Here is a 15,507-nt window from a genome sequence, read left to right as displayed (position 1 = left end):
CTGCAACAAGCCTTGTGATCCTTGAAATTCCTGAGGCTTTGGATAACATCAGCTTATGCAAGATCTTTGGAAGCTCGTTTCATCCCCCCGTCACTTGTTGGTCTTTGAAGCCGCAGCCCGTACCGGATCATTCACGCGTGCAGCACGGGAGCTGAACGTCCAACAACCTGCAGTTTCCGCCGCCATCAAACAGCTGGAAGCCTCGTTAGGCCTGATCTTGTTTAAGCGTGCGCACCGTTCAGTGACTTTGACCCGGTCCGGTGAACGGCTTTACACGGACGTTGCCGGTGCTTTTGATCGGATTCTGCAAAGCGCCAAGCTGCTGACAGAGCGCACAAAACAAGAGCATGTGACGCTTTCGGCTTCCACCGCATTTGCTCACTACTGGATGGTACCTCGCCTTGCGGATTTTCACGCGGCACATCCCGATATTGACCTGCGCCTTCAAACGTCTGATCGTGAACCTGATATCGGCGTCGAAGGCATCAGCCTCGCCATTCGGCATGGAACGGGGGTCTGGCCGGGATGTAAAGCACACCTCGTCGCACCTGAAGTTATCCAACCAATAGCTGCGCCACGGGTTATGTCTGCTGCTATCAACCTTGCGACGGTCGCAAATCTCAAAAATCAGACTCTGATTCACCTTGAAGAGCCCATTAGAAACCGGCCAAGTTGGGCAGATTTCTTTTCGCATTGGAATGTGCCCTACACTGAACCGACCACTGGATTGCGTTTGAATGACTATGCGCTTGTGCTTCAGGCTGCTCTGGCCGGAGAGGGCTTCGCTTTTGGATGGAAACACGTCACAGAGGGCCTGATTAACCAGGGGCTCCTTGCGGCCCGATCCGAATGGGCGTGGGAAACAGGGGCCGGATTCTATTTGGTCTGGTCTGATAGTGCTCCGCTCAGCCCGCAAGCTGAACGCACCCGCGACTGGCTGATGAACCTCTAACCCGTAATGCGGGGCCTGCCCGACGCTTCGACGACAATTTCAGCTTCCAAAAACACTTCTCTTGCCTCGGCCTTTGCGGACCTGACGTCGCGTGTTGCTGTCAGATTGATATCGTCGGCGCCGGCACTTTCGGCTTCTTTTCGCGCGTCGCGTTCAAGGCTGGTTTGCAGGAACGCCATGGCCTCCTCCGCATCCACGAAATCTTCTGGCCCAGTGTTGAGATGCACCCGGAAACGGCCCTCAGCCGGCGATGTGACGGTTCCGGTTCGACGAATAGTAACGCGACCGACGACTGCCCCGATTGCGTTGGTAACGCTGGCGTGTTCCGGCAAAATCATCTCGCATCCTAGCCGCTCACCAACCGCCGGATAGTAGCTGTTGGCCGATGCGCCCAGCCCGATCACGGGCGCATTCAAACCTGCATCAATCCGCACCAAGCCGCGATGTCCTGATAAACCCCTTTGCATCAAAACATGTGATGACAATTCACGCGGCGGCAATCCAAAATTCACGTCTTCCTCGGCAAATGCCGTCTCTAATAAAGCCAAAGTCGTTTGTTGTGTCAGTTGGTCGATGATCATATTGGCCATGCCATCAACACTCAACGACAGGACATTACCGGACCCCGTGCGTTTACGCGCCACCAGTTCGATCGCTTTTCTGGCAGCATCGGTATCCCACGCGTCAAGCTTGCCGATGACATGGCTGGCGTCAGACGGCGTGGTACCGGAAAGTTGAACAAGCCCCCTCATGACCAGCCGCCGCAGGGCCTGGACCTCCATACGTGATTTGAGAATATCGCCAACAGGTTTGACACCAGTGCCGATGCGTTCCAGCACCTTCGCATCGCGGTCTGGGACGCCGTCCGCCTCCAGTCCCGCAACAATTCGGACAAATCTCCCGTCATATTCGCCCGGTGTTTGGCTCCGCAATTGCTGGTCCAGCGTGCCATGGACGATATCCGGGGCATCTACGGCCATTAAGCTCACCGGGACCACCCTGCGCGGCCCTAGTGTAACGCCACCGTTCAAACCCTCGTCGTTGACATGGACCTCGCTATCACCGCCAAGCCCCGTAGTGCGCATGGCCACCGCTTCGACCATGGTTCGCCAAGGGCCAACCTGTGCGCCCGCCGGGTCGATTGCTGGACGTCCGTCCCGCAGAACGGCAACATCGGTGGTTGTCCCGCCGATATCAGAAACCAGAGCATGATCTGCGCCGGTCATCCAACGCGCCCCAACAATGGAGGCGGCAGGCCCACTTAAAATCGTTTCAATCGGACGTAGGCGTGCTTGGTCTGCAGATATCAGTGCACCGTCACCGCGCACGACCATCAAAGGTGCCTCAATACCCAACTGCCGGAGCTTTCCTTCGGCCTTATCGATAAGCCGTGCGATCATGCCAATCAAACGGGCGTTCAATAAAGCGGTCAAAGCGCGCTTGGGACCGTTTAGTTTTGCAGACAAGTGATGTGAACACGAAACTGGCCGACCCGTTACGTCGCGAAGGACATTGGATACCGCGAGCTCATGCTCCGGATTTCGAGTGGCAAACTGGGCCGCAACGGCGTAGGCGGAAATACCCTGATCAGTCTCTAACCAGGCCGAAAGTGCGGTTTTATCTAAGGCTGCAGCCTCTCCGCCTGCGTGGTTGTGGCCGCCCGCGATCACCAAGGCAGGATCCCCGCCCAGAGCATCCTTCAGCCCATGTGTTTCCAGGTCTCGTTCCCGAAAACCGATATACACAAGGCCAACGCGTTCGCCTTGCCCTTCAACCAATGCATTTGTGGCCAAAGTGGTCGACAAAGACGCCATACCAATGTCAGTGACCTTCGCACCACTTGACGCCAAGACGGATTCAATCGCTTGTCCGATACCAATCGCGAGGTCGTGCCGTGTTGTGAGAGCCTTCGCACTGGCGACAACTTCTTCTTCATCGCGGATCAGCACGGCATCCGTGTAGGTTCCACCAGTATCCACACCCAAAAGCAATGCCATCAGGCAAATCCTCTACTTGTTCTGACGCTTGGGTTTAGCGGGTTTTGCAATGGGTGCCAGCCCGTTTGCGGCAGATTGAAGTCGCCGCGCAGCCCAATCAGCAGCATCTGCAACAGTTGGGTTAGGATCGGATGAAAGTTCAATCGCCAAGGGTATCATCTTGGGATCGTTCGAATTGCCAATCGCATAGAGAACATTGCGTACAAAGCGGTCACGTCCGATACGTTTGATCGGGCTTCCGGAGAAAAGATTGCGAAAGGCGCTGTCGTCTAACCTTGCCAATTCCGCGAGCTTTGGCGCCATTAATTCAGTTCGGGCATGGTACTTTGCTTCGCGTGCAGACACCGCGAATTTATTCCACGGACATACCGCCAGACAATCGTCACAACCGTAAATTCGGTTGCCCATAAGCGGGCGCAGATCTTCATCTACGGGGCCTTGATGTTCAATCGTCAGATAAGAAATGCAGCGCCGCGCATCAAGTTGATAAGGCGCCGGAAATGCTGCCGTAGGGCAAACATCCAGACAGGACCGACAAGTACCACAATGGTCGGTTTCAGGTGTATCAGTCTCGATTTCCAACGTTGTAAACACGGATCCGATAAAGAACCAGTTGCCCAGTTCCTGACTTACCAGATTGGTATGCTTGCCCTGCCATCCCAAACCGGCTGCTTGGCCCAGCGCCTTTTCGGGGACAGGGGCGGTATCAACAAAAACCTTCACCTCTCCACCGGCCTGATCAATCAACCACCGCGCCAATCGCTTCAGTCTTTTTTTGACCGTATCGTGGTAATCGCGGTTGCGGGCATATACGGAAATTGTTCCGACATCAGGGTCCGCAAGTGTTTCCAGGGGATCAAAGTCCGGCGTGTAGCTTTCGCCCAGTATGATGATCGATTTTGCGTCAGGCCACAAAACATGTGGCGCGCCGCGCCAATGGGTACGATCAGCCAACCATGCCATCTGACCATGGTACCCCTTATCCAGAAACGCGGCCAACCGTTCAGGTACTTCCGGAACATCCCAAGGGCGACAGATCCTGGTCAGATCAAACCCTTCTGTTTGGGCCTGCGTGACCAGTTTGTGTTTTAGATCGTCCATGATTTGAGTGTGCCGAAAAGTCGGTGATCACGCCAGTACGGATCAAAAATCCAAATCGGCGTAATGCGCAGGAGGCGGGAAGCCAGAAACTTGGTCTGCCAAAATATTGCGAAAGGCAGGTCGGGATTTGATCTTGGCGTACCAGTCTTTGACCACGTCGCTGCGGTTCCAGTCTACATCGCTGATGTAATCCAACGCGCTCAGATGCGCGGCTGCTGCGAAATCAGCCATGGTCATCGTGTCACCGGCCAGCCAGCGACGATGATCCAGAAGCCACGCCATATAATCCAGATGGTATTTGATCGCCTTGGCACCCTGTTTGATGCTGCTGCTATCGGGGTAACCTTGCCCCATCATCTTTTTATTGACGCGTTCATAAAGCAGCTTCGACGTCACCTCATGATGGAATTTGTCGTCGAACCACGACACGAGACGTCTCACTTCGTAGCGCGCATCGGCGCCCTTGGGCATAAGCGCAGGCTCAGGATACTTCTCGTCCAGGTATTCACAGATAGGCGTGCTTTCTGCCATCGTCTTGCCGTCGATCTTGAGAATGGGAACTTTTCCCGCCGGATTGCGGCGCAGAAAATCCGGATCAGCCTCCCAGTACCGTTCTTCCGCCAACTCACATTCAATCTTCTTCTCTGCGAGACAGAGGCGGACTTTGCGGCAATATGGGGACAGCGGAACGTGAAAAAGCTTGGCCATTAATGTCTAAACCTTGCGATGGGGTTTGCCCTCAATGCCCCGATTACGGTCATTTTTCAATCCTCGAAACATGCGGACCGCCCGTCGCGGCGGATGGTGGCCGCTCCGTCCAAGATGCTGGCAGCTCGTTTTCGCAATGAGGTTGAGGGTTTGTTGGCCGATCGGCCCTTTGGATCTGGCAAAACAGCGGCCAAGCGTGCGGCCTGTACATGTGTAAGTTCATCCGGGCTCACGCCAAAGTATCGGTGAGATGCGGCCTCAATGCCGAACACGCCTTCGTCAAACTCGGCTACGTTCAGGTAGACCTCGACGATGCGGCGTTTGTCCCAAAGCAATTCGACCAGCGGCGTGATAGTCGCTTCCAATGCTTTGCGTGGCCAGCTGCGGCCGTGCCAAAGATACACGTTCTTGACGACCTGTTGGCTGAGCGTTGACGCGCCGCGACCTGATCCTTCTTCAATCGCTGTTCGGATGGCGGACATGTCAAAACCCCAATGGGCGCAAAAATTTGCGTCTTCGGCAGCCACAACAGATCGGGCCATGACGGGCGCAATGTCATCCATAGGCACCCAAATGTGATCTATGCCACCCAACCGGCGCGCCTCTTGGCCCATATAGAACGTGTCAGGGGGCTTGAAATCGCGGTGAATGGCAACGACCAAGACCAAAACGGCGACAGAAATCACCACAAAGCGCAAGATCCAGCGCCGTACCCACCGAAAAGGTTGGAAGCGTTGTTTGGATTTTGCTGCTCTTTTTGTGGTCTTGCGCTTTGCCATCTTGGCACAGCTATAGCGCGCGTAAGGGTTGCGAAAAAGCGGGTTTCGTCAGCTAGCTGCGCAATCGCGTCAGTTCAGCAACGCCGCTTCGAATTGTTTGGCGACGGGACGCACTGTTACCCAACTGTCGGCTGCCTTTTGTGCCAGTTCCGGAAAAAGGCGGTCAATTTCGGCACGGGTTTCATGATCTGCTTGGTTGGTGGCATAGCCCGGAAAGTAGCTTTCGGAGGGGATGCCTTCAGCCCAAACAATCTGATGACGATCAAACAGCAGGTGAAAATACTCCACGCTTTCTCCGGAGCTTATCGTGATCGTATCGCCGTTACAGAGGTGCTTTGCCGCCACCAATACCTGCTCGACACCAAAAAACATCTCGGCGCGCCAGTCACCGATCAACATGCGGTGTTGTTGCGATACCAGCAGATCGCGATCATTGCCCAAGGCACCCGCACGAATATGTACCGGCGCATTGCAGCCAGATGCAGGAAAGACGTTGCAGCTGACCAGCAAAAGAGGCTGTGGTCCATGATCGAGGGTCAACACCATGTCGCCAGGATTCAAGTCTTCGATTTTCCGGTCACCTTCCGGCGTGGCAATCAGCGTACCCCGTGTAAAGCAGGGTGGGCCCAGATCGCCCACATCCAACGGTCCACCGGTATCAACGCCCGATGCAGTGACGATTTCACCGTTTTGCAGAACCTGACCATCAGTCGGGGTGAAAAATTCGCGCTGCGTGCCACCATCATCGACGTAAAACGTGATGCCCGTGTACGTGATTTGCGTGCCGTCCGGCAATTCAATGGTTACCGTGTCACCGGGCCATGAGGCTGTGACGTCAAATCCCGCGACCGTGTCGCCACCGGCGGCTTCGATATCGTCGTCATCATCCTGGTCAACCAGATCGTGGTTCACAACGGTCAAAGCCGTCCCAGCCGGTGGTGGGCTGAACGGATCCATTTCGAAAAACTGATCGTTATAGGTGGTCGGCATACTTACGCCCCGCACTGGGTTACACGAAATCTATGCCGATACTGTCCGGCCAAAACCCGCCCGAATTGGGGCAGGTTTTGGGTTTTTATTGAGGATTTAGAGAAATTTCGCGGGGAAAAATCTTATTCCGCTGGCACGGCCTGTGCTTCAACACCCAACGGCACGGGCAGCTTGTCGAGCATTTCGATTGGACAAACCTGACGGAAATTCGCGTTTTCTACATCCCAGTATTGCAAGATTTTCTGGGCTTTCAGGCTGCCGGTTTCTGCCGCGTGGCGCTCGATCAACTCTTCCAGTTCGTCCATCCAGTGATCAGATGTCACAGAACAGGTTACAAGTGTTTCCATGTTGATCAGCGTGTCCGCACGGCCGCCGGGATCGTAAAGATACGCCATACCACCGGTCATCCCTGCGCCAAAATTGGCACCGATGGACCCGAGGATAACGGCAACGCCGCCAGTCATGTATTCGCACCCGTTGCTCCCGCAACCTTCGATCACCACCTTGGCACCAGAATTCCGAACGCCAAAACGCTCTCCCGCGCGACCCGCGGCAAATAGGTAGCCGTCAGTTGCGCCATAAAGCACTGTGTTGCCGATAATCGTATTCTTTGATGCCTCCAGCGGGCTGGCCATGGGTGGGCGCACCACAATTGTGCCCCCGCTCAGCCCCTTGCCAACGTAGTCATTGGCATCCCCCGCCACTTCGAGCTTGAGGCCTGGCGCGGCAAAGGCGCCAAGTGACTGCCCCGCACTGCCAGACAGTTTTACGGTTAGATGGTTGGGTTGAAGCGCGTTCTTCATACCGAAATTGCGCACAATATGTGAGGAAAGCCGCGTTCCCACGGTGCGGTCTGTGTTTTGAACGGCATAAGACAATTGCATCTTCTCGCCATCTTCGAGGAAGCGTTGCGCATCACGTACGATTTCCGCATCCAACGTATCTGGCACCTCATTCCGCGGACGCGCCCGATCATAGACAATATCCGCTGCACCATCGACGGTGATCAGCATCGGATTCAGGTCCAGATCATCCAGATGCGCAGAGCCGCGTGACACCTGTGTCAGCAAATCCGCACGCCCAATCACATCGTCCAGTGATTTCGCGCCAATACTCGCCAGAACTTCGCGCACTTCCTGGGCATAAAACGTGATCAGATTAACCACTTTGTCCGCATTGCCCGTGAATCTGGCGCGCAGGCTTTCATCTTGTGTGCAGACCCCGACAGGGCAGGTGTTGGATTGGCACTGACGCACCATGATACAGCCCATCGCAATCAGTGCGGCGGTGCCGATACCGTATTCTTCGGCGCCCATCATCGCCGCCATCACGATATCACGTCCAGTGCGTAGCCCACCATCTGTCCTGAGCGTAATCCGTTCGCGCAGGTTGTTCATGCTGAGCACCTGATGCGCTTCGGTCAGGCCCATTTCCCACGGCAGACCGGCGTATTTGATTGATGTAGCCGGACTCGCACCCGTCCCGCCGTTGTGCCCAGAGATCAGGATCACATCTGCCTTGGCCTTGGCCACACCGGCGGCAATTGTGCCGACACCGGATTGCGCCACCAGTTTGACCGTCACCTTGGCGCGCGGATTGATCTGTTTGAGATCGTAAATCAGCTGCGCCAGGTCTTCGATCGAGTAGATATCATGATGCGGTGGCGGTGAAATCAACGTCACGCCCTTAGTGGAATGCCGCAACCGCGCGATCAGTTCGGTCACTTTCATGCCTGGCAGCTGCCCGCCTTCGCCGGGTTTCGCCCCTTGCGCCACCTTGATCTCAAGTTCTTCGCACTGGTTCAGATATTCCGCTGTGACGCCAAAGCGCCCTGAGGCCACCTGCTTGATCTTCGCGGACGGGTTGTCACCATTAGGTTCGGGCACGAAATGCGCCGGATCTTCGCCACCTTCGCCACTGTCGCTCCGCGCGCCAATCCTGTTCATTGCCACGTTCAACGTCTTATGTGCCTCGGGTGAGAGTGCCCCCAACGACATACCGGGCGTGACAAAGCGTTTGCGAATTGCGGTCACACTTTCCACGTCATCAACGGAGATCGGGTCACCCATTGGCTTGATCGCCATAAGGTCCCGCAGGTGGATGGGCGGCGCCGCTTGCATCGCAGCCGAATACCGTTTCCACAGCTCATAACTGGAATTGTTACAAGCCATTTGCATCATGTGCATGGTTTGGGCGCCCCACGCATGGGTTTCGCCGGATTTGCGTGCTTTGTAGAAACCGCCAATGGGTAGAATGTCCTGACCACGGCCAAAGGCCTGATCATGCACTTCTTCGAGCTTGGTTTGAATACCGCTGATCCCAATCCCACTGATCCGACTGGTCAGACCGGGGAAGTATTCGGCGCACATAGCACGGCTCAGGCCAACGGCCTCGAAATTCAGGCCGCCACGATAGGATGAAATCACTGAAATACCCATTTTGGACATTATTTTCAGCAAGCCCTGATCTATAGCACCTCGATAGCGTGCGACCACTTCGGTCAGAGATCCGTCCAGCAAACCGCGGTCGATCCGGTCCGCCAGCGAATCCTCTGCCAGATACGCGTTCACAACGGTTGCGCCAGCACCAACCAAAACAGCGAAGTAATGCGGATCAATGCATTCCGCCGAGCGTACGTTGAGTGAGCAAAAGGTGCGCAGCCCTTTGCGGGTCAGATGCCCATGGACCGCGCTGGTGGCCAGGATCATGGGCATCCCGATTTTGTCCACACCAACACCACGGTCAGTGAGCACCAGATGTCCTGCACCGCTGCGCACGGCATCTTCAGCTTCGGCCCGGATTCTGAGCCAAACCTGCCTGCAAAGCGCCTGTTCCTTTCTCGAAGGTACAATCAATGTCGACCACATCAGCGTTGAATTGGGTCATCAACGCATCCCATTGAGCGTTGCCGACAAACGGGCTGTCCAGCACCAGGATTTCAGTTTGCGAACTGCTTTCGTCCAAAACGTTCTTGAGGTTGCCAAACCTGGTTTTGAGGCTCATCACCCGGGCTTCGCGCAGGCTGTCGATGGGTGGGTTCGTCACCTGACTGAAGTTTTGCCGGAAATAATGGCTGAGCGGGCGATAACCTTTGGACAAAACTGCCGAAGGCGTGTCGTCACCCATGCTGGCGATCGCTTCTTTTCCATCCTCGCCCATCGGAGCCAGAATCTGTTCCAGCTCTTCGATTGTGTACCCAGCTGCAATTTGGCGGCGACGCAAATCTGCGCCAGTATGGATCGGCGCTTCGGTTACAACGGCCAGGTTTTCGTCCAACTCGTTGATTTTCCCAACCCATTCACCAAAAGGCAGCGCGCGCGCCAGTTTGTCCTTGATCTCAGTATCTCGGAACATTTTGCCCTTTTTCATGTCCACGGCCAGCATTTGGCCGGGACCTAGGGCGCCTTTTTCTTTAACATTGGCTTCGTCAATCGGGACCATACCCGTTTCGGAGCCTGCGATGACCAAGCCGTCGCCTGTCACCACGTAGCGCATCGGCCGTAGTCCGTTCCGGTCAAGACCAGCACACACCCAACGCCCGTCCGTCATTGCCAGAGCCGCAGGACCATCCCAGGGCTCCATCACGCTGTTGCAGTAGGAATACATGTCGCGCCACGCCTGTGGCAGTTCCTCGGCCTGCTTGGACCAGCTTTCCGGAACCAGCATCGTTTTGGCCATCGGCGCGCTGCGACCGGCCCGAACCAAAACTTCGAAAACAGAGTCTAATGCTGCCGAATCTGACGATCCGCCCGCCACGATTGGCTTGATATCTTCGGCCATATCACCAAAGGCAGCGCTGGCCATGCGGATCTCGTGGCTCTTGAGCCAATTCAAGTTCCCTTTGAGGGTATTGATCTCGCCATTGTGCGCCAACATACGGAATGGTTGCGCCAACCACCATTGTGGGAAAGTGTTGGTCGAATAGCGCTGGTGATAGATCGCAAAGGCTGATTTGAACCGCTCGTCCATCAGGTCTGGATAGAAAACAGCCACCTGTTCCGCCAGCATCATACCCTTGTAGATGATGCTGCGGCAGCTGAGCGACGCGATGTATAATTCACCGATCCCAGCGGCAATCGCTGCTTTTTCGATCCGGCGGCGAATAACGTAGAGCTCCCGCTCGAATGTTTCTTCATCGACCCCTTTGGAGTTTGATATCAAGATTTGTTCGATTTCCGGACGCGTGGCATTGGCCTTTTCGCCCAGACAGGCGACATCCACGGGCACGTGACGCCACCCGTAGATGTAGTATCCCATTCGCAAAACTTCGGTTTCAACAATTGTCCGGCAGGTTTCCTGCGCGCCGAAATCAGTACGCGGCAAAAACACCTGACCCACCGCCACTAATTGATCCTGATGTGGTTCATGACCCGTGCGACGAATTTGATCGTAGAAGAACGGCACCGGAATTTGCACATGTATGCCCGCGCCGTCGCCCGTCTTACCGTCTGCATCAACGGCGCCACGGTGCCAAATTGCCTTCAGCGCATCGATACCGGCATCGACAACCTGACGGCTTGGTTTTCCGTTCATTGAAACGACGAGGCCTACACCGCATGAAGAATGCTCCTCCTCCTCGGCATACATACCGTTTTCCGCCATCCATTTGCGTTTGGCTTCTTCAGTCTTTGCCCATTCCAAATCGAATTTTGTCATGTCGTTTCTCTTTTCTTCTCTTTTGGCCGAATTGCGCCGTGTTAGAGACGTTTTCAAACTCAGTTTCGGGCGGCTGCAAAGAGCCGTCCGCCGCTGGCACGCCGGACGCGTGCCTTTATTTTTTGAGGCCTCTCGCCAAAACCTGCGCTGTTTGATTGTTGAATTTTTCGAAGTCGCCGTAGATTTCCGCTACCTTCGACGTGTCGCCTGCAAGTTTGGCGTCAACCAATGGCGAGAGCAAACCAGCAGCCTTAAGATCTTTGACGACGTTGTGGTGGCAGAACGGTAGCAACCGCAGGTGTAGATTTTTGGCATTCGGCAAAAGCGCGGCCTGCGCACGCTCCAAATGACCGCCAGCCCCCATGGTTATGAAAATTTGGGATGTGCTTTCAAGGATTGGACCGGCGAGGGATGGTAAAAGCGCGTCGCCAAATGCAGGGCGGTATCCTTTCCACCTCGGTTCATCGATAACGGACAAGTCCATCGAAATTTGTGGGGCAAAGGCCGCAGCAAATCGGATCGGAAGGACTGAACAGAACCGGATTGCGCCGTAGCCGCCCATTGAATTGCCAACAGAGTCCATGTGTTCGATACCGTGCTCTTGAGCAAAAATGGTCACCTGTTCAACGATCTTTTCGACAAGTCCGGTGCGTGAATACCAGCTACGCTGCATATCACTGACAAAGAGAACATGGTTTGACGCGCCGCCCGACGCAGTGCCGATGAATTCGTCCATCGGCATTCCGCCCAGCCCGTGCTGAACTCCGCTGAATGCGAGTATCAGCCGTGACGAATTCCCCGGAAGCCAACGGATCATGAGATCGTCGTCCTGGTACGTCGTGCGTGCCGCATTCATTTGGACGGTTTCGTTCATCTTTATTCCGCTGCTACCGCCGCAGAAGTGTTCAGGTAGTCCAAGACCGCATCCGCAGTATCGCGACCGTCACGAATGGCCCAGACCACAAGCGAGGCGCCCCGGACAATATCACCAACGGCAAAAACGCCGTCCATCGCCGTCCGACCCGTGGTGAATTCAGCCCGGATCGTGCCCCAGCTGGTTACTTCGAGGTCTTCTTGCCCCCAGAGTGTAGGCAGGTCTTCAGGTTCGAACCCCAGTGCCTTGATCACAAGATCAGCGGGTTCTTCGACAATTGCGCCTTCGATTTCTTCCGGGCTTTGCCGTCCACTCGCGTCTGGTGCGCCCAGACGCATTTGTTGCACCATTACGCCGGAAACAGGGTCACCTGTGAAGCCTTTGGGCGCGCTGAGCCATTGAAAAACAACGCCTTCTTCTTCGGCATTGGCAACTTCGCGTTGGCTGCCCGGCATGTTTTCCCGGTCTCGGCGGTACAGGCATTTTACTGACTTTGCGCCTTGTCGCACCGCGGTACGGACGCAATCCATCGCGGTGTCGCCACCCCCGATGACAACGACGCGCTTACCTTCGGCATTGAGAGCGCCACTTTCGAATTCCGGGACTGTATCACCGAAACTCATCCGGTTACTGGCCGTCAGGAAATCGATCGCGCGTTCAATCCCGGCGACACCCGACCCCGGGCCTTGTAACTCACGTGACTTGTAAACGCCGGTGGCGATGATCAACGCACTGTGCTTTGCCCGCAATTCGTCAAAGCTCATGTCTTCGCCGATATTGCAGTTCATCACAAACGAAACGCCGCCGTTTTCAAGTTGTTCGATCCGACGCATCACAACGTCTTTTTCTAACTTAAAGCCCGGAATGCCATAGGTAAGCAGGCCACCACCGCGGTCATAACGATCATAGACCACCACCTGAACACCCGCGCGCCGCAAAACATCTGCTGTCGCCAATCCACCTGGGCCGGCGCCAATGATACCAACAGATTCAGCACGTTCCTGTGTTGGCGATGGGGGCACAATCCAGCCTTCTTCCCAGGCCGTATCGGTGATGTACTTCTCGACAGATCCAATCGTGACTGTCCCATGACCCGACTGTTCGATCACGCAATTGCCTTCGCACAGGCGGTCTTGTGGGCAAATGCGGCCGCAAATTTCAGGGAACGTGTTTGTGGCCTGGCTCAGCTCATAGGCTTCGCGCAGACGCCCTTCGGCGGTCATCCGCAACCAATCCGGAATATTGTTGTGCAGCGGGCAATGCGATTGGCAGTAGGGCACACCGCATTGACTGCACCTGCTCGACTGCTCCTGCGCTTTCGCGGCAGCGTATTCAGAATAGATTTCCTGAAAATCTGTGTTTCGAACATCTGCCGGGCGCTTTTCCGGCATGTCACGCTCCACAGATACGAATTTCAACATCGGTTGCTTCGCCACAGCACTTTCTCCAGATTCTCTTGGGTGCTTGGCATGTCTAGAGGAACTGCCCGTCGAAATAAAGTCATAAAAGATGACCTATTATCAATTAAATCAGTACGCCCACGAAAGTGCGGCGGGTTTTCGCCCTATATTTAATTCCACTTCGGACCTAAATACGATCTTCCCTCAGTATCCCGATGGTTTATAGCTGTGGTCGAGGCAAACACAGGACGCCCGGAATGACCTTTTTTCATTTGTTCATGGTCGCCGTTGTGCAGGGCATTACGGAATTTCTACCGGTCTCTTCTTCGGGACATTTGATTCTCCTTCCGCATATGATGGGACACGAGGACCAAGGTTTGGCGGTTGATGTCGCTGTTCACGTTGGAACGCTTTTTGCGGTTATCCTCTATTTCTGGTCTGATGTACGCTTGGCCCTGAGCGGTCTGCCGCGTCTGGCAGTGGGGCGTACGGATACCGAAGGCGCGCGGCTGGCCCTGTTGTTGCTGGTTGCATCCGTGCCTGTGATCGCGTTTGGCCTGTTGCTTAAACTGACCGGTCTCTATGAAGATCTGCGCACGATAAAAACCATCGGATGGGCGATGCTGATTTTCGGCATTTTGCTCTATTGGTCGGATCAGAGCGGCGAAACAAAAAAGAAATCTGGGGACTGGACGATTTCGGACGCTATGACAATGGGTGTTTGGCAGGCGATTGCTCTTATCCCAGGCACATCGCGATCAGGCATTACAATCACCGGCGCGCGCTTCTTGGGATACGATCGACATGACGCGGCCAAGCTGGCCATGTTGATGTCCATTCCAACCATTATTGCCAGCGGCGTCTATCTGGGTGGCAAAGTCGCGCTCGACGCGGATATGGATCTCCTGCGCGACTGCGGCATAGCGGCGGTTCTGTCTTTTGTGGCCGCGCTTTTGGCTTTGGTGCTCATGATGCGACTATTGAAAAGCGTCAGTTTCACACCTTACGTGTTGTACCGCGTTGCTATGGGCTTGGTTCTTTTGGGAATCGCTTATAGCTGATCAGGCACGCAGGTTATCAGCGGATTCCTTGATCGCTTCATATTGGCCGGCAGGACGGAAACGCCACAAGTAGTCCGGTAGAACAGCTTCGGTTGCAACAGGGTCGATGCCCAGTTCAACAAATCCCATAGCGCCCTCGGAGACCACATTGTCCACACGCAGACTTTTGACCTGATCACGCGTAATTTGCGGAGAGATCAAACCCAGAGACAGAGTTTGAACCAACTCCATAGCAGCCGCCATGATCGACGCAGCCCAAAACGGAATGTTCAATATCAAACGCCGGCGACGGATAACGCCCAGCATTTGCTGCATGAGCTCACGGAACGTATTCACGTCCGGGCCGCCGAGCTCATAAATCCCCGGCTTCGAGGCACCCGTGATGCCCAATTCCGCCGCTTTTGCAACGTCATCAACATAAACGGTTTGGAATTTTGTATCCGCGCCAACAACCGGCAGAATTGGACCCAAGCGAGACATGGATGCAAATCTGTTGAAAAACCCATCTTCCGGTCCGAAAATCACCGACGGTCGAAGAATGGTTGCGGACGGAAAGTGTTTCAAAATGCCTTCCTCGCCTTGCCCTTTACTGCGCGCATAAAGGATATTGGAGGTAGCATCCGCACCAATCGCGGAAATATGCACCAGATGCCTGACGCCCTCCGCAGCGGCCAGACGGGCAACACGTTCAGCACCCTCATGCTGCACGGCGTCAAAATTGTTGCGACCCTTGCGGTCAAACGTGCCAACGCAATTCACAACGGCGTCGGCGCCCTGCATGACGGCGCGAACGCTCACGTCGTCACGGATGTTGCACAAGACCGGCTCGACCTGACCAACAACACCGTACGGTTTGACATGCATCGCCTCATTAGGGCGTCGAACAGCAACCCGCACACGCCATCCCGCTTTGGCCATACGCCGCGCAATGTATCGCCCGACAAATCCCGATCCGCCGTAAATGGTAACAAGCTTGGACATGACATGTC

General features: G+C 55.2%; 10 protein-coding genes and 1 pseudogene. 2 read left to right on the top strand and 9 right to left on the bottom strand.

All coding sequences use genetic code 11. The annotated features are described in order from the left end of the window. Positions 1–55 precede the first annotated feature (55 nt). The gene (locus ACZ1HJ_RS05425) at positions 56–952 is read left to right on the top strand and encodes a LysR substrate-binding domain-containing protein (RefSeq protein ID WP_472721304.1); all 897 of its coding nucleotides are present in this window, start codon (positions 56–58) and stop codon (positions 950–952) included. Here ACZ1HJ_RS05425 and ACZ1HJ_RS05420 read toward each other — a convergent pair. From ACZ1HJ_RS05420 to ACZ1HJ_RS05385, 8 genes and pseudogenes are all read right to left on the bottom strand, one after another. Next, entirely contained in the window at positions 949–2,949 is a 2,001-nt protein-coding gene (locus ACZ1HJ_RS05420) for a hydantoinase/oxoprolinase N-terminal domain-containing protein (protein WP_472721303.1), read from the bottom strand. The genes ACZ1HJ_RS05425 and ACZ1HJ_RS05420 overlap by 4 nt on opposite strands. A gap of 12 nt (positions 2,950–2,961) precedes the next feature. Further along, the gene (gene queG, locus ACZ1HJ_RS05415; protein WP_472721302.1) at positions 2,962–4,050 is read right to left on the bottom strand and encodes a tRNA epoxyqueuosine(34) reductase QueG; all 1,089 of its coding nucleotides are present in this window, start codon (positions 4,048–4,050) and stop codon (positions 2,962–2,964) included. Positions 4,051–4,092: 42 nt separating this feature from the next. After that, complete coding sequence (gene fzlA, locus ACZ1HJ_RS05410; RefSeq protein ID WP_472721301.1) at positions 4,093–4,758, bottom strand: FtsZ-binding protein FzlA; 666 nt, start codon at positions 4,756–4,758, stop codon at positions 4,093–4,095. A 56-nt stretch (positions 4,759–4,814) separates the two neighbouring features. After that, positions 4,815–5,537 (bottom strand): monofunctional biosynthetic peptidoglycan transglycosylase, encoded by a 723-nt coding sequence (gene mtgA / locus ACZ1HJ_RS05405; RefSeq protein WP_472721300.1) that lies wholly within the window; start codon positions 5,535–5,537, stop codon positions 4,815–4,817. A 69-nt stretch (positions 5,538–5,606) separates the two neighbouring features. Further along, on the bottom strand, positions 5,607–6,527 hold the full coding sequence (locus ACZ1HJ_RS05400) for a Hint domain-containing protein (protein WP_472721299.1): 921 nt from the start codon (positions 6,525–6,527) through the stop codon (positions 5,607–5,609). A 122-nt stretch (positions 6,528–6,649) separates the two neighbouring features. Further along, positions 6,650–11,183, bottom strand: a pseudogene (gene gltB, locus ACZ1HJ_RS05395) (glutamate synthase large subunit). Positions 11,184–11,298: 115 nt separating this feature from the next. Then, positions 11,299–12,039 (bottom strand): hypothetical protein, encoded by a 741-nt coding sequence (locus ACZ1HJ_RS05390; RefSeq protein ID WP_472721298.1) that lies wholly within the window; start codon positions 12,037–12,039, stop codon positions 11,299–11,301. Between the two features lie 20 nt (positions 12,040–12,059). Beyond that, entirely contained in the window at positions 12,060–13,493 is a 1,434-nt protein-coding gene (locus tag ACZ1HJ_RS05385) for an NAD(P)-dependent oxidoreductase (RefSeq protein WP_472721297.1), read from the bottom strand. Between the two features lie 221 nt (positions 13,494–13,714). Between ACZ1HJ_RS05385 and ACZ1HJ_RS05380 the strand changes: the two genes are divergently transcribed. Continuing rightward, the gene (locus ACZ1HJ_RS05380; RefSeq protein WP_472721296.1) at positions 13,715–14,518 is read left to right on the top strand and encodes an undecaprenyl-diphosphate phosphatase; all 804 of its coding nucleotides are present in this window, start codon (positions 13,715–13,717) and stop codon (positions 14,516–14,518) included. On the opposite strand, the gene ACZ1HJ_RS05375 is transcribed toward ACZ1HJ_RS05380, so the two are convergent. Then, positions 14,519–15,499 (bottom strand): complex I NDUFA9 subunit family protein, encoded by a 981-nt coding sequence (locus tag ACZ1HJ_RS05375; protein ID WP_472721295.1) that lies wholly within the window; start codon positions 15,497–15,499, stop codon positions 14,519–14,521. Positions 15,500–15,507: the final 8 nt, after the last annotated feature.

The sequence above is a fragment of the Roseovarius sp. JB2-10 genome (assembly GCF_055693585.1).
The sequence above is the reverse complement of the archived record's forward strand: the minus strand, read 5'-3'. Positions and strand labels throughout refer to the sequence as shown.

Excerpts from the sequence above, each read along its gene's own strand:
- mtgA (WP_472721300.1), bottom strand. The coding sequence starts at position 5,537 with ATGGCAAAGCGCAAGACCACAAAAAGAGCAGCAAAATCCAAACAACGC.
- ACZ1HJ_RS05375 (WP_472721295.1), bottom strand. The coding sequence starts at position 15,499 with ATGTCCAAGCTTGTTACCATTTACGGCGGATCGGGATTTGTCGGGCGA.
- ACZ1HJ_RS05390 (WP_472721298.1), bottom strand. The coding sequence starts at position 12,039 with ATGAATGCGGCACGCACGACGTACCAGGACGACGATCTCATGATCCGT.
- ACZ1HJ_RS05425 (WP_472721304.1), top strand. The coding sequence starts at position 56 with ATGCAAGATCTTTGGAAGCTCGTTTCATCCCCCCGTCACTTGTTGGTC.
- ACZ1HJ_RS05380 (WP_472721296.1), top strand. The coding sequence starts at position 13,715 with ATGACCTTTTTTCATTTGTTCATGGTCGCCGTTGTGCAGGGCATTACG.
- ACZ1HJ_RS05420 (WP_472721303.1), bottom strand. The coding sequence starts at position 2,949 with ATGGCATTGCTTTTGGGTGTGGATACTGGTGGAACCTACACGGATGCC.
- fzlA (WP_472721301.1), bottom strand. The coding sequence starts at position 4,758 with ATGGCCAAGCTTTTTCACGTTCCGCTGTCCCCATATTGCCGCAAAGTC.
- ACZ1HJ_RS05400 (WP_472721299.1), bottom strand. The coding sequence starts at position 6,527 with ATGCCGACCACCTATAACGATCAGTTTTTCGAAATGGATCCGTTCAGC.
- queG (WP_472721302.1), bottom strand. The coding sequence starts at position 4,050 with ATGGACGATCTAAAACACAAACTGGTCACGCAGGCCCAAACAGAAGGG.